Here is a 26,610-nt window from a genome sequence, read left to right as displayed (position 1 = left end):
AGCTTCTACAGCCATGTATTCATGGTGTTCACTGCCGTATAGGCAGCTTAGAAAAAGAGCTATAGCTCATATCACCAGCAGCAGCGGTTCACTGCCGTATAGGCAGCTTAGAAAATACTGACTTACTAGCTTCTGCATCAGAATATGTTCACTGCCGTATAGGCAGCTTAGAAAAATAATGGTGCTGTGCATGTCGGCTTTCATCTGCTCACTGCCGTATAGGCAGCTTAGAAAAAAAATAATAGGTGCTTGCCCACCAATTGATTGCTCACTGCCGTATAGGCAGCTTAGAAAAATGCCCTAGCCTATGAGCCGAGAACAGCGGGGCTCACTGCCGTATAGGCAGCTTAGAAGTATTATTTTCAGTTATACTTATGCAAGCGAGATATTCTGTAAGTAATTCTTGTAATAAAAGCCAATTATTTCAGTGAGATAATTGGCTTAAGTGAGAGTTGCGATTATCCGCTAATTCGTCGGTCATCCCAATAACACGGCACTACAATCAAATGGTTCTCATGCAACCGTGACCATAATCTTACACCTAAATCCCGCTGCATATTTTGGACTGTGAAATTGGAAATCAGCAGGGTAGATTTCATATTGTCATAACGGCTATATAGAACCTTATGTACCATCTCTAGGCGTTTTTCATGCCGGTCATGCAGGCCATATTCATCAATCACTAATAAATCAAAACTGGAGAAATGGTCGATGACTTCTTTCTCAGAGCGTGAAGTATCTGACCAGGTATCCATCATTTTTTGAGCAATTTCTGCACTGGTATAGTAGCGTGCAGACTTTGTACTGTTATGCAGAATGTTGCGAATAATTGATGCGCTCAGATGGGTTTTACCTGTACCCGGTGTACCAATCATCAACATGTTCGGATTGTGACCAGAAATAATCTGCTGTGCAAAAGCCTGACATAGTTTGATGGCATTGTCTTGAGCAGGACATGCAACTACAAAATTCTTGAAGCCACGGTCCAGATAGCGTTTATTGAGCCCTGAGTTTTTGATTTTCTGTTGTAGCAATCGCTGTTGCAGTTCATCCTCATAGGCTGCATTTGAGTGATGGACGGTTTCTTTGGCACACAATTTACAGAGCCTGTGACCTGCAATTTCCATCAGGGGTATATGATGGGTAGCGCAAAGTGTTTCCGTTGTTTTTGCGCGAAACTGGAGTGTTTTAAGCATGGTATTCATGAATGATCTCCTAAATCCACTTTGAATTTTCTAAAAAACTCTCATTTTTTTCTTCAAAATTTGAAGATGAAGATGAAGATGAAGATGAAGATGAAGATGAAGATGAAGATGAAGATGAAGATGAAGATGAAGGGCATGATTCAAGCATGGCTTGAGTAATACTCGAGCTCTTCTCAGGAGTTGCTTGAGCATTTACTTTTCGTTGCTTGGTTGATGCTTGAGCATTACTAGCGGATTTCCCCCAACGTGCTTGAGCTGCATTTTTAGCTTTATCAGATTTCATTTGCTGATTTTGCAATGCCTGGCTTTTTAAACTGCTTAAGAAATTTGAATGAATCTGCTCAGACTCGACTTCAAACAATTCTAGGGCCATCAGCGTATTTAACAAAGTTTTAGCCTTGGTGTGCTGCGGTAATTTCGTGATGCTGCATACCGTTGCTAAATCATGAGGAATGGCACCATTTTTCCAGAAATCCATCATTAACAGCAGTGCCGCACCAATTTGTTCTGCTGTCATTCGTGCAAATTTCGCCTGTAGGTCGCCAATATAGAGTGGCATCCAAATTGAAATATCTTTATTCATATGTTGACCTTTTTATAGGTATAAAGGGGCTAAGGTCATCGATTTGATGACCTTTTATGTTTGTTTTATGAGTGAGCGAGACTCATTAAGCGGAGACGGGCCTGTTGAGCCAAGTCATCGTAATGAGCTTGCCCTTCATCCAGCATTCGCTGTAACCAGAGTCTCAATGCTTGGTGGTCATCGAAGCATTTATTGATTTCCAGCAAAAAGGCCAGATTGTGCAGTTTGGGAATGTGTAACTCATGAATGAGTTCACGAGCGACCATATCTGCTTCAGGGCTGACGACCACACCACCAAAGAAAGCTTTACTATTCATGTGCAAGCTCCTCTGTATTTAGTTTTTCCAGCATGGCTTCAAATGCACTGCCATCGCGGCGCGTAACATTGGGGATGTAACGGCTATAGACCCGGAATAGCATTTCAGTCGTTGAATGTCCCAATTGACGTGCGATCCATTCCGGATTTTCTCCTGCTGACAGCCATAGAGTTGCTGCTGTATGACGTGTTTGGTAGGCTCTTCTAGACTTCAATCCTAGAAAGCGCAAGATCGGATGCCAGACACGTTTATTCACCAGACGGTAATCGAGAGGTCCACCATCACGATTGCAGAAAACAAACTCTGATTTACCATTATTTAAGCTTTTCTGTTGCATAAAGGCTTGGTAAACGCGGTCATTCATCTGGATCGTGCGGTCAGAACCATAAGTTTTGGTTCCGCCAAGCACACCATTCACTAACGCTTCTCTGATATGGATTTCACGACGCTGTAAGTCGATATTTTTCCATTGCAGACCATCGATTTCACTGGTACGCATACCCGTAAAAAAGCGAATGGTGTAATAGGGGCGGAAGTCTTCACGCACTGTGGTAAGAATTTTATGCACCTCTTCCAGAGAAAAAGGTGTGACTTCAATCTTGCTTTCCTTCAGATTGTTAATATTTTTATAAGGCGACTCAAACTCGTATCGTTCAGCCGCATCATTGAGTATCATACGTAAAGGCGTCATGATTTGATTGATTCTCGATGCTTTCAGACTTGTCTGATTTTTTCCGTGAGTCACTTTGGCGAGAGAGGCACGGAAGTTCAGCAAGTCTGACTTCTTGATTTTCGAGAGAACCTGATTACCAAAAGCAGGAATCAAATAGTTTTTGATCACAATTGAAACCTTTTGCTGGTATGAGGTTCTCCATTCAACTTGTTTCTGTTTTAACCACAATTCAGTAAACTCTTTAAAAAGAGGAACTTTGGTCTGTACAGCAATTTGCTTACTTCTTTTTTCCTTAAACTCCTCAACACGGTTACTTTTTGGAAAGTACTTTTCGTATTCAAAAGTTCCCAAAGTAATTTCCGCCTCCAGCTGCTCGAGACGTTTTTTCAAAATACGACGATTATAGGCATTGTCTTCAAGACTAGTTGTTTCTCTGCAACGAATGCCCATGTAGCGAAAATCGGCAATCAGTTTGCCACTTCGTTCCCGGATGGTAGCCATCAGTTAAACCTCCTAAGCCTTATTGCAGGGCATCCATGCTTAAACCAGTGAATTTAAGCATTTCAGTTTCAATGCGTTCCCAAACAAAAAGAATTTTGCGACCACCAAAAGGACGGATGTAGTGAACACCTTCGATAAAGACACTGTCCTTTAGCTGGTTGCGAATAGTACGAGCGTCGTACTGGATTTTTTCAGCCAGTTGCTGGGCTGTGAGATAGGTATATGACATAATAGAGCCTCATATTTTTTACTAGGTAACTAGGAAAAATTATTCCTAAGACATAAATTATCATATTTTTATGTTGTTGCAAGTACTTTTTATGATTTAAGTAGGAAATTTTATGATTATTTCAAACTTGGCAGTTTTATTAGCAGAAAGGAAACTTAAGGTTGCTGATTTGGTAAGAAGTACTGGAATTAATAAATCTACTTTGCACAAACTTTATAATGATGAATCTGTACGGATTGATTTTGAAACCATTGATAAAATTTGTATTGCATTAGATGTGGGAGTGGGTGATTTATTGATTTTTAAGAAAATTGATAATAATCAAAATGATAATGACTAGTTTGGTCACAAATGGTCACATCAAAAAGTGAAATGGTCACAAATTATTGAACGATTGGTAAAAAATACTGTGCTTTGAAAAGAGTTAGGTGTTTTTTACAGCCAAAAAAGCTCTGAGGGGGCTAAAAAGTAGAGATGGAATGAGAGCATTTGAGATCAATTAAGACCATTTTTATTGTCGTGGGCACGCCATGGTCACATCTTGGTCACAAAATACAAATTACATTAAGAATATTTTTTATTGAATTGAATCACAAAGGAAGGCGGAATTTTCAAAAATATAATAAAATCAACAAGAAAAAAGCCCTAATCTTTCGACTAGGGCCTTTTAAATTTGGAGCGGGAAACGAGACTCGAACTCGCGACCCCAACCTTGGCAAGGTTATGCTCTACCAACTGAGCTATTCCCGCATATTGAGCAGTTTTTACTAAAACTTACACTTAAAAAACCAAACTGGAGCGGGAAACGAGACTCGAACTCGCGACCCCAACCTTGGCAAGGTTATGCTCTACCAACTGAGCTATTCCCGCGTGCCGCTTATAATACATTAAGCAAAACAAGGGTCAACAACTTTATGCAAATAAATTAATTAATTGCATAAAATTAAAGCATTTCTGCGATTAAAAAAGTTAAAAGGCAAAATTTTGTACAAAATTTTCTCTTCATCTAGGGTCATGTATACTAAGGCGCTATCACAATCTGACTTTATAGAGTGGCTGATGAAATTAGAGCAACAGTTGATTGAGCGTTTGCAAACCTTAACACCGACCCATTTGGAGGTATTGAATGAGTCGGCTGGACATGGAGGCTATTTCCCAGGAAAAGAATCACATTTTAAAGTGATTGTGGTGAGTGAGGAGTTTCAGGGTTTACGTTTAGTACAGCGTCATCAAAAAATCTATGCTGTGGCTGCTGAACTAATGAGTCCTGGTAAAATTCATGCTTTAGCAATTCATGCTTACGTTCCTAGTGAATGGCAAGGTCAAGCGCCAGCCAGTCCTGAATGTGCACACGCACCTAAAAGTTAAGGATGGATCATGGACGCACATTTACTTACCAAAATTATTCATATGTCCGCTGTAAGTTTGCTGATTATTGCTTTTGTTTTTCGTGCAGCGACTTTATTTGTTGGTGTTCAGGATCAGCAGCCAAATCCAAAGGGATTTAAAGCACTCGTTGGCTTACAACATTTATCATTGACGCTGATTATTGTGACAGGTGCTATTTTAGTGGTGATGAAAAACTTTGAGGTCGCGCCTTGGTTTTATGCCAAAGTGATTCTCTTTTTTGTACTTTGGTCATCTTTAATCAAAATTTATAAAAAAGATAACAGCGTGTTGTTACAACAGCGCCGTGCAGGTTTGTTGGTCGGTACAGTGGCATTGGTTGGTATTATTGGCTTAGTCATCATTAAACCTGTTTTTGCGTAATTGTTTGACATTGTTTTAGTAATTGTTTTTGCACTAGGTTAAACTGCGTGCAGTTTACAAAAATCTTGTAGAGGGAAATCATGTTAACTCGTGTGGTATTTAACCAAAAAGGTGGTGTAGGGAAATCAAGTATTACAGTCAACTTAGCTGCAATTAGTGCTAAGCAAGGTTTAAGAACTTTGGTGATTGATCTTGACCCACAAGCAAATTCAAGCCAGTACCTTTTAGGTGAAGATGCAACATATTCTGCTGACAAAGCAGCACTAGAGCCAAACATTGAAAATTTCTTTGAAGATATTTTGGGAAGCACGCAGCAAAAGGGCCTGATTGGTAATGCAATTGGTTCCATTTTGAAAGCACCACGTGGTAAGGGTTTAGAAAGTTACGTTCATCGCTCATCTTTTGAAAACTTAGATGTGATTCCTGCAAGTCCAAGTCTTGGTGCTTTGGAGCATGCATTAGAAAGTAAGCACAAAATTTATAAGTTACGCGACTCGATTCAGTCCCTGAGTGCGCGTTATGACCGTATTTTTATTGATACTCCTCCAGCGTTTAACTTTTTTACGTTATCAGCATTAATTTCAGCAGACCGAGTATTGATTCCTTTCGATTGTGATGTCTTCTCGAAACGCGCGTTACAAACTTTGATTGAAAATGTACTCGAAACCCAAGATGATCATAATGATCGCTTAGAGATTGAAGGAATCGTCGTAAATCAATTCCAGTCTCAAGCAAAGTTACCGCGTGAAGTGGTTCAGCAATTAAAAGATGAAGGTTTGCCTGTTTTAGAAAGCATGTTACCGCCATCCGTGTTGATGAAAGAATCACATCAAAAGAATTTACCCTTGATTCACTTGGCATCAGAACATAAGTTGACCTTAGCTTACGTCACTTTATTTGGTGAGATTGAATCAAAAAAATAAGAGAATCTTATGAAACGCTTATATTGGATGCCTGTGGTAGCACTCAGTATGTTATTAGGTGCTTGCGCATCAACGGTTAAGCCGTCTTATGTTTCACCAACTCAGTACCAAGCTTTAAACTGCCAACAGTTGCAAGCTGAATATAATCGTATTCAACAATACATCGATAATGGTGTGCAGACACCTAAACGTACTGGGGTTGGTGTCGGTATTGGACTTGGTGGTGGTTGGGCAAGAGGCGGTGGTTGGGGAATTTCGCCAACAATCTCATTAAATATGGGTCAGTCGATGAACACCAAGAATACCGAGCTTGCCAATGTGCTTGGACAGCAGGATGCAATTGTGCAAGCTGCACAGTTCAAAGGTTGTGCAATTGTGGTCAAGCCACGTTCAAAATCATAAGTTGAAATTCATTTATCACTGTAATTTACTACAGTGATAAATAACTAAATTTTAGCAAAATATTTCAAGATAAAAATATATAAAACAATGTCTTAGTAATCTTTATATTCATTTCTTTAATTTTTATAGCTCTGTACACGACAAATTTCATAGGGCCCTTGTCCTATCAGGCTTTTTCTTCCTTAAAATTGCGAGCACTTTCTTAAATTCTTCTTTTTTTCCAAAACCAATCAAACGTAGAATAGCCATTTGAACATAGTCCAAACCGTATCGAAATAAACTTACTGAAAGTCGTCCATGCTTCTTTATTTTTATCGCTTTTTTTCGATCATGTTGCCATTCACCTGTTAAATAGCACCAACAGAAACCGATAGCTAGTACTGCTATCAATTTCTTGACTCGTCTAGGGTCTGTTAAACGAGTATTTTCAAGATTGAATCCACGTCCTTTGAGACAACTAAATAAGGTTTCGATTTCCCAGCGTAATGCATAATCACGAATAGCAGAAGCATTAAACATAGGAGAAACAACAAGTAAAAGTTCTCCATCTTCTAATCGTAGCGCACTAATATACAGTTTCACTCGACCAACCCAAATACGTCGTTTACGACATTCAGTTTGACCCACTTGAAGATGACGAAATAAATCACTAATTTTATGATTCTTTGCTAAGTGATTGGTCACAATGAAGTTTTTTTAACACGTATACAGAAGTTAATGTCATTTTCAATTAACCATGTAAACCATTTCTCACCGATAAATTCTCTGTCTGCGAACACATTCACAATACGGTCTTTACCAAAAATGGAGATAAAGCGTTGAATCAAAGCAATACGCTCTTTTGTATCTGAATTTCCACGTTTATTGAGCAATGTCCAAACAATAGGTATCGCTATTCCACGATAGACGATGGCTAACATCAAGATATTGATATCTCGTTTTCCCCATTTCCAATTGGTTCTATCTAAAGTCAGTTGCACTTTGTCGAATGAAAACATATTGAAAATCAACTGAGAAATTTGACGATAATCAAAATACTGATCTGCAAAGAAGCGTTGTATACGTCGATAAAATGATTGTGGTGAGCACTTGATGGGTAAGGCTTTAGATGCGGAAGAAAGATTACATGTCTGTTTTACAATTAATGCCAGCATAATCAGTGTAAAACATTTTACATGTGACTTGTTCCACTTTAGATATTTGTTTAAGATGAGATGTAACTCATTGAAATGTGTCATCATATTCGTCGTCAGAAAACAAGTATTATGCCATTATTTCAATGAGTTATCTTCTTTTGTCGTGTACAAAGTTTTTATAGTCTAATTTTCTCCTCTAAATTTGTTTTTTTGCTTCAAATTCGTTTAAGGTGACGAGCATATTTTGTCATCTGGTCTGTCTATGATTGAAAGTTGGTTTTTTGTTTTGGCGATGTTGGCGGTATTATTAATACCCGGTCCAATCAATGCATTGCTCGCCAGTGCAACTCATCAACAAGGCGCTTTTAAGACGATAATCTTCATTCCAATTGAATGGTTGGGATATGTATATGGCATAAGTTTGTGGGCATTATTTATTCATCTCTTTGAGCCGATTTGGCCAGCTTTAGATGTGATTTTACATACGGTGAGTTTAGCAGTGGTACTTTGGATGGCATTTCATCTTTGGAAAAGTGCGCATTTGCAAAAATATGATCAACGCCATCAGAAGATACGTAAGACAAAATTGTTTAGCGCTACTTTAAAAAATCCAAAAACAGTGCTTTTAGCGGCAGGTATTTTTCCTGTTGAAACATGGAATTCGATTGAAAATGCAGTGCTGGTTTTTGCGATTTTTAGTGTGATTTTAATCCCTGTAAGTATTTTTTGGATGTACTTCGGACGAGCACTTTTGGTTGGGAGTTTCAATGGAATTACAGCCGACCATTTATATAAAGGGTCGGCAATGTTATTACTGATCTGTATGTTGCCTATGATTTTTCGATTATTTTAATTTATTGAGCTTTACGCTCATTGAGTTTTTGCCGAACAAAACCAATAACGCCCGGCAAGATACTGATGATAATAATGCCAAAAATTAAATGGGTGAAGTTATCTTTAACGATTGGCATATTACCAAAGATATAACCTAACGTAATAAATGATGCGATCCAACAAAAAGCACCAATTACGTTATAGGTGAGGAAAAATTTATAATTCATACTGCCTGCACCTGCCACAAATGGTGCAAAGGTACGTGCAAATGGAACAAAGCGGGCAAAAATAATGGTTTTACCGCCATGACGTTGAAAGAACTGCTGTGTTTTGAGTAAATGTTGTTGATTGATGAATCGTAAATTCATTTCGAATACACGTGGGCCGATATAACGCCCAATATGGTAATTTACGGTATCACCTAATACTGCGGCAATAAATAATAAAATACCGAGTACCCACGGATCCATCGCACCAGTTGATGCTGCTAGTGCACCCGCAGCAAATAATAAGCTATCTCCGGGTAAAAAAGGCATCACTACGAGACCCGTTTCCACGAAGATAATTAAAAATAAAATGGCATAAATCCATACGCCATAATTGGTAATAAATTCTAAAAGGTGTTCATCAACGTGCAGAATAAAATCAATAAGTTCCATGAAGCTGTTAACAGTATGAATTTGAGCTAAATCGTAGCAGTGCCTCTGGGGAAAGTCAGTATAAAAAGCAAAATAATTGGTAACTTTACAATGTGGTTGAAAAATAGTGCGGATGCGGCTAAAAAGACTTTTTTGTTGCAAATATGGAATGATGTATTCAAAAATATGCTGTTTATTGCAAAATAAAATATTCCTACACTGGTGTCATGTTAAAAAACAAACAGTATGGAACTGATCATGTTTAATCCGAATGTTATTATTTGGTTTTCAGGCACGCTTTGCAGCCTTTGGACTGGCTATTTTCAGCATTATCACTGCATTTATCTTCCACAGTGCCGATGATCAGGCGCAACACATCAACTTTATGAAAAATCTGGCCATGTCAGGTGGCCTGTTTTATTTAATGCTGCATGGTGCAGACCGTTTGAGCCTTGACCACGTAATTGAAAAGGTTGCCCATACCCATTAAATAACTTCAATTGATATAAAAACAGGGAGCCAATTGCTCCCTGTTTTTGCTGGTATGGATTTTAGATTTACAGCATAAAGTGAATTTGCATTTCCCCAACAAGGAAACCTAGTACTGCGCCAACAATGATCAATGACCATTCATCTTCTTTAAATGCAGGGCGGAGCATACCTTCAAATTCTTCAGGGCTTAATTTTTGCATTCGTTCGACTAAAGTCGTGCGAACATCCATGGCATCTTCGGCATAAGACTCTACATAGCGCATCGTCTCTGGGAGTTGTTTTAAAATACGTTCGGCAACTTCTGCTTTCAGATTTTGATATTTTTCACCACCAATCGCATAAACAACCAATGGACGAACAATACCTGCCTGTAGGTCAATTTCTTGTTTGACATGGCGACTGACAAGTTCGATGACTTTATCTGAATTTGTTCCAGAGAAAAGCTCTTCCATCATATTACGGGATGTGAGTAATTGTTTAGAAATGAGCGCTGCATAGTCTGCCGCGACTTCATTTTGACGCTTAATGAACAAACCTTGCCATGTGTAGCCCAAAATCTTCTTTGGGTACAATGGTCTAAACATCATTTGTAAAGCCATCCAGTCACTGAAAAAGCCGACAAAGCCACCGAACATTGGCAGCATCCAAGGATATTTTCCTTGAGTGACCACCCAACACAACATTTGTACAACACCGATCGCAAAACCAAAGACAAAGCCGACATTACTAAAGAATCTAAACTCTTGCTTACCGACTTTTTTGAAAATTTCGTTGAGAAGACGCTTATCTTTGAGGAGATTGCTAATCACCATGTGTTTGATGTCAAAGTATTTGATCACATCTTTTTGCACTTCGCCCATGATATGTTCAACAATCTCAGGGGCTTTGGCTTGAACTCGCTTAATTAATTTCTTTCGTGCGAACTCAGGCATACCTTCCCATAAACCCGGTTGATATTGCTGTGCAACTTCGCGAGTAATATCCTCGGCAGAGGCCATTAACGGTTTTTCAATTTCTTGAGCAATCCTTTTCGGATCCAGTCTGGCAAAAATTTCTTGGGGCTGAATTAACTTTGAGGTCATTAACTCAACGGCTATGGTCGCCATTTTTTCAGCTTTTCGCGGGACGATGCCTTGCCATCCGATTGGAAGACCAAATAACCTTAGTCCCTTAAATTCAAGTGGTGCAAACATCATTTGAATGGCAATAACTTTCGTTACATAGCCAATAAAGCCACTAATAAATGGGATCGAAATATATAACCAGAAATTCTGTTGAAAATCCGCAATCATTTCTTGAAACATTATTTTATTGGTCCTTCAAGTCCTAATTGTTGCTCGTGATAGGGCAAGCCATAGATGATAGTGAAATATTTTAGAATATTGACTGAGCCAATATCTTTTAGGCTTTTAGTTACCTTTTTATTTTTCCTCTTTCCAAGGATAGTGCAGTCGCACAAAAAGGAAACGATGATGCCGACTGCATACCTTTCCGTGGTCATGCATATTTTCGACTCATCATCTTAGCACCAATTTTTGCTTTTTGTTGATCAGAATCAGCAAGAATTGTTGATTTAATTCTCTTTTCCAACACGTGCTTGGGGAATTTTAGTTTAAATATCAGTCGCAATTGATCATACATACTAAAAAATAAGATAGATGATGAATTGCGGTGCGCCAAAGCGTGAAAAATGTTAGAATATGGCGCTTAATTCATTTGCCTTTAATGTTTAGCCATGACGACCAATACTCAAATTACTGAAGATCGTATCCTTATTTTGGATTTCGGCTCTCAATATAGCCAGCTGATTGCACGTCGCGTACGTGAAGCGGGTGTTTATTCTGAAATGTATGCTTTCGATATGTCTGAAGAAGACATTCGTGCGTTTAATCCGAACGGGATTATTTTGTCAGGTGGTCCTGAGAGCGTACATGAAGAAGGTAGTCCACGTGCGCCACAAGTTGTATTTGAACTTGGTGTACCAGTATTGGGTATTTGCTATGGCTTACAAACCATGTCTGAACAGCTTGGTGGTAAAGTAGAACCAGGTACAGTTCACGAATTTGGTTATGCTGCTGTTGATGTATTGGTACGCGATCAATTGTTGGGTGATCTCAATGATGGTGACGACAAGCTTAATGTTTGGATGAGTCATGGCGATAAAGTCAGTGTGATTCCTGAAGGTTTCTCTGTTACTGCAAGCACACCAAGCTGTCCATTTGCCGCGGTAAGTGATGAAGCACGTCGTTTCTATGGTGTTCAATTTCACCCTGAAGTGACCCATACGGCGAAAGGCGCAGAGTTATTATCGAACTTTGTGCATGGGATTTGTGGATGCCGTAATCTCTGGAATTCTGAAAATATCATCGACTTGCGTGTTGAACAATTACGTGAGCAAATTGGCGATCAAAAAGTTCTATTAGGTCTTTCTGGTGGTGTTGATTCTTCTGTTGTTGCTGCACTTTTACACCGTGCGATTGGCGATCAGTTGACTTGCGTATTTGTAGACAATGGCTTACTTCGTTTAAACGAAGGTGAGCAAGTAATGGATATGTTCGCGAAAAACATGGGTATCCGTGTGATTCGTGCTGATGCTGAACAGCGTTTCTTAACTGCGTTAGCGGGTGAAGTTGATCCTGAGAAAAAACGTAAAATTATTGGTCGTGAATTCATTGAAGTATTTGCTGAAGAAGCACGTAAACTTGATGGCGTAAATTTCCTTGCACAAGGTACGATTTACCCAGATGTGATCGAATCTGCTGCAACTAAAAATGGTAAAGCTCATGTGATTAAATCACACCACAATGTGGGCGGTTTACCAGATGACTTAGCTTTTGAATTGGTTGAGCCGATTCGTGATTTGTTTAAAGATGAAGTACGCCGTCTAGGTACAACTTTAGGTTTACCACATGAAATGCTTTATCGTCACCCATTCCCAGGTCCAGGTTTGGGCGTGCGTATTTTGGGTGAAGTGAAGAAAGAATATGCAGACATTTTACGTCTTGCAGATGACATCTTTATGCAAGAGCTTCGTGCAAGCGGTTGGTATGATAAAACTGCGCAAGCATTTGCAGTATTCCAGCCTGTAAAATCAGTTGGTGTTGTCGGTGATGGTCGCCGTTATGCATGGGTGATTGCACTTCGTGCGGTTGAAACAGTTGACTTTATGACAGCTCGTTTTGCACATTTACCGTATGATTTGGTTGATAAAATCTCAACGCGTATCATGAATGAAATCAAAGATGTTTCACGTGTTGTATATGACGTGTCATCTAAGCCACCAGCTACGATTGAGTGGGAATAAGACCAAGGGCAGGATGAAAATCCTGCCTTTTTTATGCGATTAGCAAAGAGGTAAAGCATGTCCGAAACCTTGCAACTGGAACAGTTAACAGGATATTTACAGCAGCTTTTGGGTGAATCTCTCTTTGCCATTTATCTATATGGATCAGCTGTTGATGGCGGGCTAGGTCCAGAAAGTGATCTGGATATTTTGGTTGTGGTGAGTCAAGCACTGACACTTCCGCAACGACAGCAACTGGCAGAAACCTTATTACAAATTTCGCATCCGATTGGTGCTGCGCAACGTGCACTTGAAGTCACCATCGTACGCAAAGACCATATTCTTTCGGGAAGTTATCCACTCAGCTATGAACTACAGTTTGGGGAATGGTTGCGGGATGAGTTAAGCCAAGGCGATATGCTTAGCGAACATGCAGACCCAGATCTGAGTATTTTACTGAAGAAAGCACAACTACATCATCGTAGCTTGTTTGGACCAAGTTTGACGCAGTGGTCAGTTGAAATTCCGGATCAGCAACTCTGGCAGGCGATGGCAGATACCTATCCATCGATAGTGGCACATTGGGATGAAGATGCGGATGAGCGTAACCAGATTCTGGCCTTATGCCGTATTTATTTTAGTTTGGTGACGAATGAGATTGCGCCTAAAGATCAGGCTGCGCAATGGGTGATTGCTCAGTTACAACCGCAACATCAGCCTGTTTTGCAGCGAATGGTGCAAGAATATAAAGGTGAGATTGAAAAGCAAAACTGGCAACAACAGCATCATGCTTTACAGCCTGTTGTTGATTTCCTGTCTTCAAAAATTGATGAACGGTTTAAACAGAAAAAAGTTTGATCAAATAATAAGATTTGAAAAAATGAATCTTATTGGAAGTAAAGTCTATTGTTAAAGAGTGCTGATGCACTCTTTTTTATTACTTAATCTTTCTGAAGATCTATTTAAAAAAATAAATAAATTATTCAGTATCAAAAGCTTAAAAATTAAAGATATATCTTAACTTGCTATAAGACTATTTAAGATATATCTTAATATGCATAAATTGTGCAATATGAGAAAAATAAAGATGAGACATCAATCAAATCATCATGAAAGCGAACGTGATACACATCATCGGGAACATCACCGAACAGGCCGTCGTGGACGTTTGTTTGAATCAGGGCGAATGAAGCTTTTGGTTTTACATTTAATTCAGCAAAGCCCCAAACATGGTTATGAAATTATTAAAGAAATTAGTGATTTAGTGGGTGATGGCTATATACCAAGCGCAGGGACAATTTATCCAACTCTCACCAGTTTACAAGAAATGAACTATATTTCTTTGCTCGATGCCGAGCGTAAACAATACCAAGTCACTGAATATGGCGAAACCTACCTGAAAGATCAGCAAGAAATGTTGACCGCCTTATTGGAAAAACTACGGATTAGACGTGAAATCCATAACAACGATCAACTGATAGAGATCCATCGAGCAATGGAAAATCTAAAAACAGCATTACGATTAAAACTCAATATCGCCGATCTACAGCAAGAAAAAATTTATCAAATTGCTGAAAAGATTGATCAAGCCGCAATTGCGATTGGACGTTTATAAACACCTTATCCAATATTAATTTAGAGAAAACTTATGAAACCACATCAATACCATGTCACCGTACAACATTTAAAAGATGCAAAAGGGCAAGCGTCAACTTATACCGAACGTTTAGAGTTTTATACTGGAAATCATGATGATATTTTTCAGATCGTTGAACGTTTAAATAGTGCTGAATTTTTTGATGATCAAACCACGAAAGCTTTTGCGGTGGGTTTAAAACTTTTCAGCGAAGTGATGCTCGAAAATAAAGATCATCCACTATTCGAAGAATTCTTACCGCAGTTCGGTCAATTTATGAAGAATCTAAAGCAACATGTAAAGAAACAGGCTGAATGAGTATGGGGACAAATGGCATACAACAAACAAAGAAGAATTTCTTTACTAAATTACCCGCAAAATATGCTGCTTGGATTATGCCATTATTATTATCAGGGCTGATGAGCGCAACATTATCATTGGTGAACTTACTAATGAATGTTGGGCTAATAGATGGATTTACAACGAAGTGGCTGTCAACATGGCTGTTTTCATGGTTGATTGCCTATCCTGTCGTGCTTATGTTTTTGCCTGTTGTTCGACGCTTAACAAGCTTTATTGTGGAAATGCCACCACATTGATATATCAAGCTGTTGAATAATAATACAGATTGTCTCATGCATAGCACTCTGCGTATTACCAAAAGACTATATTGAATACTGTTGATATTGTTAAGATCAATAAAACAACTCATTGCAATAGCATAGGTAAAAGAGAGTAATATCATGAGTAATAATAACAATTACGATATTTCTGATTCAAAAGATTGTGAAACTTATATCAATCAGTTTATTCAAGAATTTAGGATTCGCTCGGCGGAAATTGGTAAGGGCACAATCATTAAGCGAGCCTTGCCGAGTCGTCAAAAGCGTTTGGTGGGGGCATGGTGTTTTCTGGATCATGCAGGGCCAGTGAGTTTTCCCGCTGGAGATGGTTTGGATGTAGGACCGCATCCACATATTGGTTTGCAGACTTTTACATGGATGATTGAAGGCACCATGATGCACACCGATAGTCTTGGTTCAAAACAACTGATTCGTCCTAAGCAAGTGAATTTAATGACGGCGGGGCGAGGAATTTCGCATACCGAAGTTGCACCCGGCATTGAAACCAAAATGCATGCAGCACAGCTTTGGATTGCTTTGCCTGATGACAAGCGCAATATGGAGCCAAAGTTTGAACACTATCCAAAACTACCTGTGGTCAGTAAGGATCAGGTTGAATTTACCATTTTAGTGGGGGATTTTCTTGATATGGTTTCTCCTGTGCAAGTACATACACCTTTGGTTGGTGTGGACTTAACCGCACAAGCGAATACTAAAACCCGTATTCCACTCAACCCAAACTTTGAATATGCTTTTATGGCACTTGAAGGCATTGCTCAGGTCAATGGGCATGAACTCAATGCCGATAATATGGTGGTGTTGGAAACGGGGTTGACTGAAATCGAAGTTGAACTGACTGAAGGTCATCGTGTTTTACTCATCGGTGGTGAACCGTTTGAATCACCAATTTTGCTGTGGTGGAATTTTGTTGGGCGTACGATGCAAGATTTGCAACAAGCACGAGAAGATTGGATCAATCATGAAGCCCGTTTTGGTGAAATTCCTGATTATCAAGGGAAGCGTCTCGAAGCACCTGTACTGCCTGAGCAAATGAGGGCTTCAAAATGAGTGTGATTGCGAGTGCAAAAGTTCAGGCTTTAGCCGAACCGTGGAAAGGGGAAGTAACGAGTGGAACACACCAATTTCTAACCGATAAACCCGAATCTTTTGGAGGCCATGATACGGAACCTGCACCTTTTAGCATCATGTACCATGATTACCTTACGCATGTATGCGCAGCATAAGCAAATAAACTTGGGTGATTTTCAGTGTTGAAGTTGATTTTTATACTAACCGTGAACAGCAAGAAAAGATGACATATCGTATTATATTTGAGCAGATTCCATCACCAGCGTTACAAGAGAAGTTGCTGAATGTATGTAGTAAAACATCGGTGACGAAAACTTTGTTACGCAGTTTAGACATACACACCGTGATTGTTTGAGACTAAAATGCTATTGTGCTTGGGCAAATCATAATTCTAAACGTAACTGTGAGAGGGATTCATACAACAGTTGCGTAGACAAAGCAGGCACAAAAATGATTACCTTACATTACCTACAATGCTCACGTTCGTTCCGTATTTTGTGGGCATTAGAAGAGCTTGGTATGGACTACCAAGTTGAGTATTATCAGAGATTACCTAGCTACGCAGCTCCTGAAAGTTTGAAACAGATTCATCCGCTAGGTAAAGCACCAATTCTGGTGGATGATGAGAATGTCATTGTGGAGTCGGCTGTTATTTTGGATTATCTGCAACAGTAGTATGATGTTAAACAACAGTTCAAACCGCAGCAATTCAAAGATCAGCTCCAATACTCGTATTGGATGCACTACGCTGAAGGCTCTCTCATGCCTTTATTGGTGATGACTCTAGTCATCAATAATGTGAGTAAGCATGTTCCATGGATTATTCGACCTGTTGCTGAAAAAATTACCGATGGCGTGAAAGCTGGCTTTGTTCGCCCTCGAATGAAAGAACATATGCTATATCTGGAGCAGTATTTGGGAGAGCATGATTATTTTGCTGGAGCTTTTTCTTTTGCAGATATTCAAATGGCATTTCCACTGATTGCGATTCAAAAACGTTTAGATGGTAAATATCCAAATATTCAAGCCTTTGTCCAACGTGTTCAGCAGCGTTCAGCGTTTCAGCGAGCTGAGCAGAAAAGCCTGCACTCTCAATGTGCTTAAAGCCAGATATAGAATGAGAAAGGGGAAACAGATCGTTTCCCCTTTCTCATGTTATCAATGTATTAACGCTTGATTACGATGGAGTCAATGCCGCTATGTTGCAGGGTTTGCTGGGCTGCCAGAGCCGCATCCTGACTATCATAAGGGCCAGAGAAAACACGGTACCATGTTTGCCCATTTTCAACCGTTTTTATAACATCGGCAGATAAACCATTCAGAATAATTTCTGCACGACGTGCATCAGCACTGTCAGGATCAGGATAGCTACGTACTTGTAAGATATAACTGGCTTGAACTGGTGCAGTTGGTTCAGTCGAGGTGATCGTTATTGGATCTTCAGTGGTCGTTTCAGGTTTTGGTGATTCAATAATCACGACATTACCTTGTTGTTTGGTTTCAGGGACAGCCTGTTCAGGGATTGGAGTAACTTGTTGTTGTGGCAACAAATCGTAGAAACGATAATCTTTGTTGGTATCTTCTTCTTGATAATGATCGGAGGTTACCTGATTTTTTGCTGGAACAGGTTGCCATGGTTGCCATAGCATGAGCATGACACCAACACATAGAATCGCAAGAATCGCGACAAGCATTCCCAACCACTTTGGAATAAGTGGTTTTTTCGGCTTGTTTGGTCGTTCAGATACACCACGTTGCGTTTTTCCAAACACCTGAAATTCCTCTTGATCCTATTAGATTATTTGTAACTTGAATCTGCTTAAAAACAAAGCACTATGTTTGAAAATAATGCTTTGTTTAAGATATTGCCGACCAATGATAAGCTAAGTTTAAAAGTAGATCTGTATAGCGTTGTTAACAACAGGATTTCAGATTCAAACTTTTTATTGCAAATGTGTGTATTGATTACATCGCTTCAGGAGCAGATACACCCAGTAACTCTAAGCCATTACGTAAAACTTGTTGTACGTTAATTGAAAGTAATAAACGCGCTTGTGATAAAGGAATATTTGTTTCATCAACAAATTTAACGCCATCTTGAGCATACCATCCATGAAATAGCGCAGCTAAGTCTTTTAGATAATTACCAATTTGATGTGGTTCGTAGACATTCGCAGCACGAATCAAAATTTCAGGATAAGCTGCTAATTTAGCGAGAATCTCTGTTTCAGTCTCTAAAGCTAAGAGATTAGCAACTTGGCGAGCAGATGTGGCATCAAATGTAATGCCTTTCTCTTTCGCACGGTTCAAAATGCTATTTACACGTGCATGGGCATACTGAATGTAGTACACCGCATTGTCTTTGCTTTGAGAAACGGCAAGGTCTAAATCAAAGTCGATATGCTGTTCAGATTTACGCATCACGTAGTAGAAACGCGCCGCATCGTTGCCGACTTCTTTACGTAGATCACGTAAAGTCACGAATTGACCTGAACGAGATGACATTTGTACCATCTCGCCACCACGCCATAAACTCACGAACTGAACTAAAAGAACAGTCAGTTTTTTAGAGTCGTAACCCATTGCATCAATCGCAGCTTTTACACGTGAAATATAACCGTGGTGATCTGAACCCCAAATATCAATCAAGTCAGTATAACCACGTTGCAGTTTATTCAAATGGTAAGCAATGTCAGATGCAAAATAAGTGGTTTGACCATTACGACGTTTGACCACACGGTCTTTCTCATCGCCAAATTCAGTTGATTTAAACCAAATATTGCCATCTTTTTCATAGAGAAAGCCACGTTGATCAAGCGTCGCAAGTGCTTCATCAATTTTTTCGGTTAGCGAAGCTTCGCTAAACCATTCATCAAAAGTCACGCCAAAGTCAGCAAGGTCATCTTTGATATCATCCAAAATGGCATGTAAAGCCGCTTGGTGAAATACGCGATAGCCCGCACCTAACTGTTGTTGTGAATTGGCGATTAAGCCATCAATGTGTTTTTCTTTATCACCAGACAGAATAACTTTATTGCCTTCGGCATCGAGTTCTTCAGCATATTGAACATCTTCAGGCACATCGTTGTAAATGTCAGCAACTGGACGAACGTGTGCATCGCCATCTTGATCAATAATGCTTTGTGCGATTTCTTTAACATAGTCGCCTTGATAGGCATTTTTAGGGAAAACAAGCGTTTGCCCAGTCAATTCTAAATAACGTAAATAAGTTGATGTTGCCAAAATATCCATTTGGCGACCTGCATCATTGACATAGTATTCACGGTCAACTTGTGCACCTGTTGCTTCTAAAAGGTTGGCAACAGTCATGCCGTAAGCTGCACCACGACCATGTCCCACATGCAGACTAGATGTTGGGTTTGCAGAAACAAATTCGACTTGGATTTTTTTAGCTGCATTGGCTTGGCTGCGTCCATATTGGTCTTTTTGTGCTTGAATTTGATCAAGTACAGCGAAGCGTTGGTCTGCGTTTAGAAAGAAGTTAATAAAACCAGGGCCTGCGATTTCTGCTTTTGTAATGTCGGCGACTTCAGGTAGTGCCGCTAAGATTTTTTCAGCAAGATCGCGCGGTTTCATACCAGCAGCTTTAGAGCCGATCATGGCAATATTGGATGCAAAGTCACCGTGACTTCGGTCTTTGGTACGGGTTAAATGGCTCGTGTTTGTCCAATCTGAAGGAAGTACCCCTTGTTGTTGAAGGGATTGTACCGCATGATCAAGAGCTGCTTGTATTGCCGTATTCATAGTTACCGAAATAAATGTCGCAGAAAAACGTCAAATATAGCAAATTTTAGCAGCTTAAGGGGAGAGTCATTGCAGCTGAATTAACATATTCCTATAAATCTTTCGAGTTTATTGATTAGAGATGCCGTGCTTACAACACCTCTTCTCTTGTGTTATCAATTAAAGAATACGAGAACCTTTAATCCATCGCATTTTGCGACCAAATTTATAATTATATCCCTCAATACTTAAAATTAAGATGGCTTGATCTAATGGCATATTATTTTGAATTTGTTGTAAAACATCCTCAATTCGCTTTTTATTGGTGAATTGGTACCAACGAGTCGTTGAAAATGCCAAGACATAACAGGGTAAATGTGTCAAATAATCAACTTTCTTTTTGACGAAATATGCTTTCTTTAAATCCTTAATTTTGCTCAACGCATCTGTGAGCTGTTGTAACTCGATTGAACTTAAATCATGCGGAGTGAACTTATTGTTTAAGTGAAGTTGATTTCGCTCTTGCTGTGCAAAACTCTCTAATTCAAGACGTTCTACAAGTAAGTGGTGATAATGTTGTGCTTGATCTGGTTGTCCTTGTTGCCAATAAAAATCACGTAGTCTTTCATAGCAAGTTGTCATCATGAATTCATTCAGTTCTGCGGCACGAATCATGTAGACACAACCTTGATCATCATTTTTTTCTAATAATGCTCTGCCATATTCCAAACAAATTTCAGCATGTTCTGGTGCTTTTTCATGAAGTTCTGCCAATTGTTGACATGCTTGCTCTGTTTGTTTGGCAATAAATAGCGTGAGTTGAGCACGTTCAAATGCTTCATCAATATTCAAATCATCGGTCTGTTGTTTTTGATCAAGTTCGATAAGGCGCTGTTTGCCACCTTGAATGAACTGGTATCTTTCTTGCCATGAAGACGAAATATTACTCTGCCACATTTGATCAAAAGTAGCGGTCACTTTTTCGAGTTGCTTGCCAAGTAGGCGATCTGCACGTTGTTCAGCAGAAGGATATTTAAACTCAGGAACTACCCCGATTGCTTTTAAACGATCTTGTAATGATGGATGAGTATCAAGATGCGTTGTCATTTGTTGCATCGACACTGACAACCATGCTGCGGTATTTTCTTTCTCTAATTCATGTGTCAGGGCATGGGTGAGATTAAAGAACGGTGTCATCACTGGTTGTGGCATATCATCCGCATGTTTATAAATTTCAGTCCAATATTTTTCATCAAGATATTGGCTAATAATACTCACAGTGGTTAATGCCTCGGCTGTAGATTGCGAAGAGGTTAGTTGAACCGCGATGGCATCTGCTTCATATTCATTTGCCTGTGCAAGAGGGAAAGAATAAGCCGTAAAGTACGGGACAAAGCGATTGAGAAAAGGTCTAAATAAGAAGTCTCCTCGACTTTGGTTCTGTTCTAATACCTCGACTAACTGCGTCCAACGAATACGTTGACGATAAATCCAGTTTGAAAATTGTGCATGATTTTTCGCGAGATGACCAAATTCATGAGCTAGAACCGCAGTAAATTGTGCTACGGTTAAGGACTTAAGTAATGGCAACCCTAACAATAAATAATTTTGAGAAGAGCCTAAACCTAGAAAACGAGGGATTTGAACAACGCCAGCATTTAAGTCTTCTACGATAAGCACTTTATGAAAATCAGGTGCATTGAGCTGTTGTTGTAATTTATGAATAATCTCAAATAATTCAGGAGCATCCGTAGCAGTAATTGCATAACCCTGAGGTGGTATTTGCTTAACCCACAAAGATCGTAAAATGACCCAAATAAAAAAACCAACGATTAGAATGAGTTTAATTGCAAAAGCTTTTAAAAATAGAATCGACATCAGTAATAAGGGAATGAGGGCTAATAAGAATAAAATCATGATTCCTATATATAAATTTCCTAAAATAGCCAGCATAAATACTTTTAATTGATAGGTTTTAGGATTTTTTTTGATTTTCTCTTGTAGCTGGAGAATGAGCTTTTCAAATCTTTCATTTTCTGAATATTGCGTATTGTTCATATTTTTTCTTTAAACTGATTATGATTTAAATAATTCTCTTTGCAGCATATTAGATTGAGTTAGATACTATTTATGCTGCAAAGTTTTTTATTATATTGAAGAAATTTTATTCTTTTCAATTCTAAATTTTATAATTCAATAACTTCTTCGAGTAATTCATCACTTGGTGCGAAATAATATGCCCCATCAATCGCAGTAGTGAAATGCAATAAACGGTCATGAATACCATCACCTGTGGTACCGAACATTCGTTTTAACATGGCATCAATAATGCTCAAATTATTGGTATAGGCAACAAAAAATAGACCTTGTTCACCTTTACCATCACCATAAGGCAAACTGTGACGCAAGATTTCCATTTCTTCGCCATCCTCATCTTCTACCACAGTACGTGCGACATGTGAATTTTGGGGTTTGATGTCATCATCAAGTTCAATAGATTCAAGTTTGGTACGTCCAAAAACATGTTCTTGAGCATCGACTTTGAGTTGTTGCCATTTTGCTAAATTATGAATATAGCGCTGTGCAAAAATAAAGCTGCCATCTGCAAAAGCCCCTGCTGTTTCTGCAAGGAGCGCAGCTTCAGCACGGTCATCTGGGAACTGAGGGTTTTCTGTACCATCAATAAAGCCTGTCATATCGCGACCATCAAAGAAACGGAAGCAAGCACGCTCATCTAAAACATCAACTTTGCTTTGAATACCATTGAAGAAAGCTTGACTGATCGCAAAGCAGATATCAGCACGAGCACTCGCAATGTGTATAAATACATCCGCGGGAACCACAGGCATGTCAAAAGCCCCATGTTGCGGGTCAAGCTGTCTAAAGTCCTCAGGTGTCTGAGAATAAAGCTTTGACCAAAGCTCAGGACCAAAGGCAATCGCTGTTTTAATTTGATCGTTAGGGTGTTGGGTAATCAGACGATCACGGGTTGAGAGTAGAGCTTCAATCTGCTGTTTGAGTTCAGAAATACTTAAATCTTTTAAACGCAAAACAATAAAACGGGCATGATCAGAAGGTAATGGAAGAATGACGGATTGAGCAGTCATGAAGCTCTCCTTGGTTCGTTATTTTTAAATGATGCAAAGATATGATTTTGCCCGATGTGAGCAGTGCTTAATAGCTTATTTTTGATGATTTTTGCGATATTGATAATCGTTAAATAATAGTCGACATAGCATCCAAGTATTGAATGCTAAGATTGGAAACATTTAATTGGTTTTAAAATTCGGTAAGAATTTTTGTACTGCAAAAATAACGGCAAAGCAAAGCGCCATACATAAAACGATACTGAGACCTGTGGCAATATTTAACGCCGCACTAGACCATAAGCCAACCGTCACAGCCAATTGAGCCAGTAAGAATGCCCAAGTCACCATTTGTTTAGGTGAATGTGCAAGTAAGCGTGCGCTTAGCGCAGGAATCACCAGTAATGCACCCATAAGGAGTGAGCCAACAGCACGGAGCGCAAGTACCGTAAATAGCGCCAATAACAGCATGAAAATCAAGCGTTGCCAATTGGCTCTCACCCCTTCACTCATTGCAATATCGGGATCAATTGCAATTTGAATTTGTGCAGACCATGAACGATACAAAACGATAAGCGAACCTACAATCACGACCGCAAACATGGGTAAATCAGACCATTCAATACTAAGAAGATCGCCAAATAAGTAGCTTAATAATTCGGGGCGTAAACTCGGAATATGCTGAATTAATAACAAACCAGAGCACAGTAATGTCGCTGAACTTAATGCGAGTAAGGCATCATTAGGGAGGCGAGAGTCATGCAGTACCCATAAAATACCAACCAGTAAAGCAGCCAGAAAAGCGACCCCTAACCAAAAGGGTAGATGAAGTAAGGCTGCAATAGCGACGCCTAATAGCGTGCCATGTGCCATGGTATCAGCAAAAAAAGACATTCTGCGCCAAAGCATCAGACAGCCGAGTGGTGCTGTCAGAAATACCAAAAGTGACCCCATAATCCAAGCAGGTAATAGCAGTTGTAACCATTCCATCATCGCTTAGACCTTCGGTTCAGGGTGAATGTGTGGGCGTGGATCATGAGAACAGGGTTCCGCATGATCGCTATGTCCACAATGATTGTGATGATGCTGATAGAACATCCGTTGCGTACCAAAAATCGCTTGGTATTCAGGATGCTGCTGAATACTTTCAGGTAAACCACTACAACAAATGTGTTTGTTCAGACAAACAACGCGATGCGTGCCTTGCATTACCCATTGTAAATCATGTGAAACCATCAATACCGCACAACCGTAGCGTTCAGGTAGGCTTCTCACATAGTCGTAAAGCTCAGCTTCGGATTGAATATCCAAACCTTGCATGGGTTCATCAAGCACTAGGATATCGGGTTGGCGGAGTAGTGCACGTGCCAGTAAAACCCGTTGTCGTTCGCCACCTGAGAGTTGTTGTACTTTGGAGGCTTGTAATTTTTGAATGCCCGTATCTCGGATAATTTCTTCGCGTAAATCAGCGGCACAAACTTCTAGATCCAGTAAATCTTGAACACGTAAGGGAAGACTGGCTGAAGGGTTGAATTTTTGTGGGACGTAGGCCAATTTTAATTTCTTGGAAAAGTGAACTTTTCCTTTATTTGGCGACATAATGCCAAGCAAGATTTTAATTAATGTTGATTTACCAGCACCATTGGGACCAATTAATGTCACAATTTCTTTTGCCTGCAATGCAAAATCAATATTTCTTAAAATATCTCGTTCGTCGCGTCGAACAGAAATATTCTCCAACTGAATAAGTGGAGCGCTTATTGGCGTGTGTTGCACTGATGACATTTTCCAGAAATTTCAATAATGCTGTGTTGGGCAGCAAATTGGTCAGAAGCAGCAAGTTGATCGAGCTGTTGAATTAATCCTTGTGCTGAAGCCTCTTTCACTGAATGACATTCAGTGCAAATCAGAAAAGCAGCTTGATGCCCTTCACGTGGGTGGCAACATGGAATATAGGCATTAATTGAGGTCAGTCGATGAATTAGACCTTTTTCTAATAAGAAGTCTAAAGTTCTATAAACTGTAGGTGGGGCAGCAGGGCGGTCTGCTTGACCTTTGATTTTAGCCAGTAAGTCGTAAGCGCCCATTGGAGCAGAAGCATTTAGAATGAGTTCAAGCACTTCTTTACGTAAGGGTGTTAAGCGAGCGCCAACCGCAGTACACAAAATTTCTGCTTCAGCAATGCGAGCTTTAATATCGTGATGACCGTGAACACCATGTAAAGCATTGTCATGTTCATGTGAACAAGAACTCATAGTAGACCTCATTGTTTTTGTAGAACCTATTGCTTTTCATTCGCTCATCGCCTTTCATGATGTCGCAATAGACTCATTATCATAACATGCAATTCAATATAACTATCTATATAAGTTGAACCTCGGCAGGCGAGTGCGACAAATCTAAAAAAGACATAGGTGTTTTTTAACTTTTGTTATATTATAACACGATTCGCTGAGTTGAGTAATGTTGTGATGTCCCGCCTAATTGTATTTGTTTTCTTTTCAATGTTAAGTACATGGGGATGGACTCAAAGTTTAGTTGTTTCAACGCATCCAATTTATTTAATTGCTAAAGAGGTTACAGCAGGCATAGAAGAGCCTGTTCTGTTACTTGGCGATCAAACTGGGCATGATGTACAACTCACACCCGCTCATCGTAAGGCGATTCAAGATGCTTCGCTGGTATTGTGGTTAGGTAAAGTACATGAAGCACCTTTAGATAAGTTGCTTAATCAAAACCCTAAAGCAATTGCACTTTTAGATTCCGGTATTTTAACGATTTTGCCTCAACGTAGTTTACGCGGTGCTGCATTGGCAAACACTGTAGATAGCCATGTCTGGTTAGAGCCAAACAATGCAGTGCGGATCGCTTTCTTTATTGCAACTTTACGTTCACAACAATATCCAGAAAATAAAGCCAAATACATGGCCAATGCAAAAGAGTTTTCGCAACAAATGCTGCAGGTTTCACAGCAATATGAAAGTTCCAATAAAGCAAAACCTTATTGGTCTTATCATGATGCTTATCAATATTTAGAAAGAGCACTCAATTTGAAATTTGCTGGAGCATTGACTGATGATCCTCATATTGCACCCACAGTAGCTCAAATTAAATTCTTAAAAGATAGTCGCCCTAAAACACAAATGTGCTTGTTGGCTGAAACATCAGCAAGTAGTGGTCAATATCAAAAGCTAAATCCAGTCGTGTTCCAACCAGTTGATGAAAGTATGCGTGGTGAAGATAATTTTGTTGCTGCATGGAAAAAATTGGCTTCAAAAACCGATAAATGCGTATTAAGTACTCAAAAATGATGAAAAAAATAAAAATGAGTTGACTCTATCGTCAGAAAATATGCTAACGAAAAAAACAGACTTAAGTCGAGAAAAGATTGCATGTTCAGGGGTGTAACTCTATAATGCCTGCGATTCGAAACGATCATCAATAAA

28 protein-coding genes, 2 tRNA genes, 3 pseudogenes and 1 CRISPR repeat array are annotated in these 26,610 nt (G+C 39.4%); of the genes and pseudogenes, 16 read left to right on the top strand and 17 right to left on the bottom strand.

The window, feature by feature from the left end:
* Positions 1 to 26: 26 nt before the first annotated feature.
* A CRISPR array of direct repeats spans positions 27 to 355; the repeat unit is 29 nt; unit sequence GTTCACTGCCGTATAGGCAGCTTAGAAAA.
* Positions 356 to 458: 103 nt separating this feature from the next.
* The 5 genes from F908_RS00310 to F908_RS00290 form a co-directional block, all read right to left on the bottom strand.
* Positions 459 to 1,205 carry an ATP-binding protein gene (locus F908_RS00310; RefSeq protein ID WP_005155355.1) on the bottom strand — a complete coding sequence of 249 codons (747 nt, stop codon included), beginning with the start codon at positions 1,203 to 1,205 and terminating at the stop codon, positions 459 to 461.
* A 10-nt stretch (positions 1,206 to 1,215) separates the two neighbouring features.
* Positions 1,216 to 1,788, bottom strand: a complete 573-nt coding sequence (locus tag F908_RS00305) for a DUF1376 domain-containing protein (RefSeq protein ID WP_005155353.1) — start codon at positions 1,786 to 1,788, stop codon at positions 1,216 to 1,218.
* 65 nt (positions 1,789 to 1,853) lie between these two features.
* On the bottom strand, positions 1,854 to 2,105 hold the full coding sequence (locus F908_RS00300) for a hypothetical protein (RefSeq protein ID WP_001084945.1): 252 nt from the start codon (positions 2,103 to 2,105) through the stop codon (positions 1,854 to 1,856).
* Positions 2,098 to 3,279, bottom strand: coding sequence for a site-specific integrase (locus F908_RS00295; RefSeq protein ID WP_005155352.1), 1,182 nt, complete (start codon positions 3,277 to 3,279; stop codon positions 2,098 to 2,100). Before F908_RS00295 ends, F908_RS00300 begins: the two co-directional genes overlap by 8 nt.
* A 19-nt stretch (positions 3,280 to 3,298) precedes the next feature.
* Positions 3,299 to 3,508: a hypothetical protein gene (locus F908_RS00290; RefSeq protein ID WP_000122748.1), complete on the bottom strand. Its 210-nt coding sequence runs from the start codon at positions 3,506 to 3,508 to the stop codon at positions 3,299 to 3,301.
* 112 nt (positions 3,509 to 3,620) lie between these two features.
* Here F908_RS00290 and F908_RS00285 point away from each other — a divergent pair, with 112 nt between their 5' ends.
* Positions 3,621 to 3,848 (top strand): helix-turn-helix domain-containing protein, encoded by a 228-nt coding sequence (locus tag F908_RS00285; protein ID WP_000587224.1) that lies wholly within the window; start codon positions 3,621 to 3,623, stop codon positions 3,846 to 3,848.
* A 334-nt stretch (positions 3,849 to 4,182) separates the two neighbouring features.
* On the opposite strand, the gene F908_RS00280 is transcribed toward F908_RS00285, so the two are convergent.
* Together F908_RS00280 and F908_RS00275 are read right to left on the bottom strand one after the other, a co-directional pair.
* Positions 4,183 to 4,258 (bottom strand) — tRNA-Gly (locus F908_RS00280).
* 44 nt (positions 4,259 to 4,302) lie between these two features.
* Positions 4,303 to 4,378, bottom strand: a tRNA-Gly gene (locus F908_RS00275).
* A 189-nt stretch (positions 4,379 to 4,567) separates the two neighbouring features.
* Here F908_RS00275 and F908_RS00270 point away from each other — a divergent pair.
* The 4 genes from F908_RS00270 to F908_RS00255 all read left to right on the top strand — a co-directional run bounded on the left by F908_RS00270 (position 4,568) and on the right by F908_RS00255 (position 6,603).
* The gene (locus F908_RS00270; RefSeq protein WP_004665260.1) at positions 4,568 to 4,876 is read left to right on the top strand and encodes a BolA family protein; all 309 of its coding nucleotides are present in this window, start codon (positions 4,568 to 4,570) and stop codon (positions 4,874 to 4,876) included.
* Positions 4,877 to 4,885: 9 nt separating this feature from the next.
* Positions 4,886 to 5,278 (top strand): SirB2 family protein, encoded by a 393-nt coding sequence (locus F908_RS00265; protein WP_005155351.1) that lies wholly within the window; start codon positions 4,886 to 4,888, stop codon positions 5,276 to 5,278.
* Positions 5,279 to 5,358: 80 nt separating this feature from the next.
* Entirely contained in the window at positions 5,359 to 6,201 is an 843-nt protein-coding gene (locus F908_RS00260) for a ParA family protein (protein WP_004665257.1), read from the top strand.
* Positions 6,202 to 6,210: 9 nt separating this feature from the next.
* Entirely contained in the window at positions 6,211 to 6,603 is a 393-nt protein-coding gene (locus F908_RS00255; protein ID WP_005155349.1) for a hypothetical protein, read from the top strand.
* Positions 6,604 to 6,750: 147 nt separating this feature from the next.
* Here F908_RS00255 and F908_RS15810 read toward each other — a convergent pair.
* Positions 6,751 to 7,841, bottom strand: a protein-coding gene (locus F908_RS15810; protein WP_155756586.1) for an IS4-like element ISAba33 family transposase whose coding sequence is annotated in 2 segments (ribosomal slippage) — positions 6,751 to 7,301 and positions 7,301 to 7,841 — 1,092 coding nt in all. Because the reading frame shifts where the segments join, the coding sequence is not laid out codon by codon here.
* Positions 7,842 to 8,001: 160 nt separating this feature from the next.
* Between F908_RS15810 and F908_RS00240 the strand changes: the two genes are divergently transcribed.
* Entirely contained in the window at positions 8,002 to 8,592 is a 591-nt protein-coding gene (locus F908_RS00240) for a threonine transporter RhtB (protein WP_034602437.1), read from the top strand.
* A 1-nt stretch (position 8,593) separates the two neighbouring features.
* On the opposite strand, the gene F908_RS00235 is transcribed toward F908_RS00240, so the two are convergent.
* Positions 8,594 to 9,232 carry a DedA family protein gene (locus F908_RS00235; protein WP_005155341.1) on the bottom strand — a complete coding sequence of 213 codons (639 nt, stop codon included), beginning with the start codon at positions 9,230 to 9,232 and terminating at the stop codon, positions 8,594 to 8,596.
* Between the two features lie 253 nt (positions 9,233 to 9,485).
* On the opposite strand from F908_RS00235, the pseudogene F908_RS00230 reads away from it, so the two are divergent.
* A pseudogene (locus F908_RS00230) lies at positions 9,486 to 9,701 on the top strand (DoxX family protein); the annotation flags it as partial.
* A gap of 67 nt (positions 9,702 to 9,768) precedes the next feature.
* Here the strand turns inward: F908_RS00230 and F908_RS00225 are convergent.
* On the bottom strand, positions 9,769 to 10,995 hold the full coding sequence (locus F908_RS00225) for a DUF445 domain-containing protein (protein ID WP_171063521.1): 1,227 nt from the start codon (positions 10,993 to 10,995) through the stop codon (positions 9,769 to 9,771).
* A 443-nt stretch (positions 10,996 to 11,438) separates the two neighbouring features.
* Between F908_RS00225 and guaA the strand changes: the two genes are divergently transcribed.
* The 8 genes and pseudogenes from guaA (at position 11,439) to F908_RS00180 (ending at position 17,438) form a co-directional block, all read left to right on the top strand.
* Complete coding sequence (gene guaA / locus F908_RS00215) at positions 11,439 to 13,007, top strand: glutamine-hydrolyzing GMP synthase (RefSeq protein ID WP_005155336.1); 1,569 nt, start codon at positions 11,439 to 11,441, stop codon at positions 13,005 to 13,007.
* Between the two features lie 57 nt (positions 13,008 to 13,064).
* Positions 13,065 to 13,844: an aminoglycoside nucleotidyltransferase ANT(3'')-IIc gene (locus F908_RS00210; protein ID WP_004680079.1), complete on the top strand. Its 780-nt coding sequence runs from the start codon at positions 13,065 to 13,067 to the stop codon at positions 13,842 to 13,844.
* Positions 13,845 to 14,073: 229 nt separating this feature from the next.
* Complete coding sequence (locus F908_RS00205; protein ID WP_005155335.1) at positions 14,074 to 14,601, top strand: PadR family transcriptional regulator; 528 nt, start codon at positions 14,074 to 14,076, stop codon at positions 14,599 to 14,601.
* A 33-nt stretch (positions 14,602 to 14,634) separates the two neighbouring features.
* Positions 14,635 to 14,940 (top strand): DUF3861 domain-containing protein, encoded by a 306-nt coding sequence (locus tag F908_RS00200; protein WP_005155333.1) that lies wholly within the window; start codon positions 14,635 to 14,637, stop codon positions 14,938 to 14,940.
* A gap of 2 nt (positions 14,941 to 14,942) precedes the next feature.
* The gene (locus F908_RS00195) at positions 14,943 to 15,221 is read left to right on the top strand and encodes a DUF2798 domain-containing protein (RefSeq protein ID WP_005155332.1); all 279 of its coding nucleotides are present in this window, start codon (positions 14,943 to 14,945) and stop codon (positions 15,219 to 15,221) included.
* 144 nt (positions 15,222 to 15,365) lie between these two features.
* Positions 15,366 to 16,313, top strand: a complete 948-nt coding sequence (locus tag F908_RS00190) for a pirin family protein (protein WP_005155331.1) — start codon at positions 15,366 to 15,368, stop codon at positions 16,311 to 16,313.
* Positions 16,310 to 16,689 (top strand): annotated as a pseudogene (locus F908_RS00185) (OsmC family protein). The gene F908_RS00190 and the pseudogene F908_RS00185 overlap by 4 nt, the downstream one beginning before the upstream one ends.
* A gap of 95 nt (positions 16,690 to 16,784) precedes the next feature.
* Positions 16,785 to 17,438, top strand: a pseudogene (locus F908_RS00180) (glutathione S-transferase family protein).
* A 62-nt stretch (positions 17,439 to 17,500) separates the two neighbouring features.
* Here the strand turns inward: F908_RS00180 and F908_RS00175 are convergent.
* The 7 genes from F908_RS00175 to F908_RS00145 form a co-directional block, all read right to left on the bottom strand.
* Positions 17,501 to 18,106 carry an SPOR domain-containing protein gene (locus F908_RS00175; RefSeq protein ID WP_005155325.1) on the bottom strand — a complete coding sequence of 202 codons (606 nt, stop codon included), beginning with the start codon at positions 18,104 to 18,106 and terminating at the stop codon, positions 17,501 to 17,503.
* Positions 18,107 to 18,299: 193 nt separating this feature from the next.
* Positions 18,300 to 20,099 carry an arginine--tRNA ligase gene (argS, locus tag F908_RS00170; RefSeq protein ID WP_005155323.1) on the bottom strand — a complete coding sequence of 600 codons (1,800 nt, stop codon included), beginning with the start codon at positions 20,097 to 20,099 and terminating at the stop codon, positions 18,300 to 18,302.
* Positions 20,100 to 20,258: 159 nt separating this feature from the next.
* Positions 20,259 to 22,136, bottom strand: coding sequence for a M48 family metallopeptidase (locus F908_RS00165; RefSeq protein WP_005155320.1), 1,878 nt, complete (start codon positions 22,134 to 22,136; stop codon positions 20,259 to 20,261).
* Positions 22,137 to 22,264: 128 nt separating this feature from the next.
* Positions 22,265 to 23,185 (bottom strand): Dyp-type peroxidase, encoded by a 921-nt coding sequence (locus F908_RS00160; protein ID WP_005155317.1) that lies wholly within the window; start codon positions 23,183 to 23,185, stop codon positions 22,265 to 22,267.
* A gap of 162 nt (positions 23,186 to 23,347) precedes the next feature.
* Positions 23,348 to 24,157 carry a zinc ABC transporter permease subunit ZnuB gene (znuB, locus tag F908_RS00155; protein ID WP_005155315.1) on the bottom strand — a complete coding sequence of 270 codons (810 nt, stop codon included), beginning with the start codon at positions 24,155 to 24,157 and terminating at the stop codon, positions 23,348 to 23,350.
* A 3-nt stretch (positions 24,158 to 24,160) separates the two neighbouring features.
* Complete coding sequence (znuC, locus tag F908_RS00150) at positions 24,161 to 24,949, bottom strand: zinc ABC transporter ATP-binding protein ZnuC (RefSeq protein WP_005155313.1); 789 nt, start codon at positions 24,947 to 24,949, stop codon at positions 24,161 to 24,163.
* Positions 24,922 to 25,419, bottom strand: coding sequence for a transcriptional repressor (locus F908_RS00145; protein WP_004665215.1), 498 nt, complete (start codon positions 25,417 to 25,419; stop codon positions 24,922 to 24,924). Before F908_RS00145 ends, znuC begins: the two co-directional genes overlap by 28 nt.
* Positions 25,420 to 25,635: 216 nt before the next feature.
* Here F908_RS00145 and F908_RS00140 point away from each other — a divergent pair, with 216 nt between their 5' ends.
* Positions 25,636 to 26,475: a metal ABC transporter substrate-binding protein gene (locus F908_RS00140; protein WP_005155299.1), complete on the top strand. Its 840-nt coding sequence runs from the start codon at positions 25,636 to 25,638 to the stop codon at positions 26,473 to 26,475.
* The last annotated feature ends 135 nt before the right edge of the window (positions 26,476 to 26,610 follow it).

This window comes from Acinetobacter sp. NIPH 284 (assembly GCF_000369425.1).
Classification (GTDB): Bacteria; Pseudomonadota; Gammaproteobacteria; order Pseudomonadales; family Moraxellaceae; genus Acinetobacter.
Note: the sequence above shows the minus strand (reverse complement) of the source record. Positions and strands in the feature narration are given on the sequence as shown.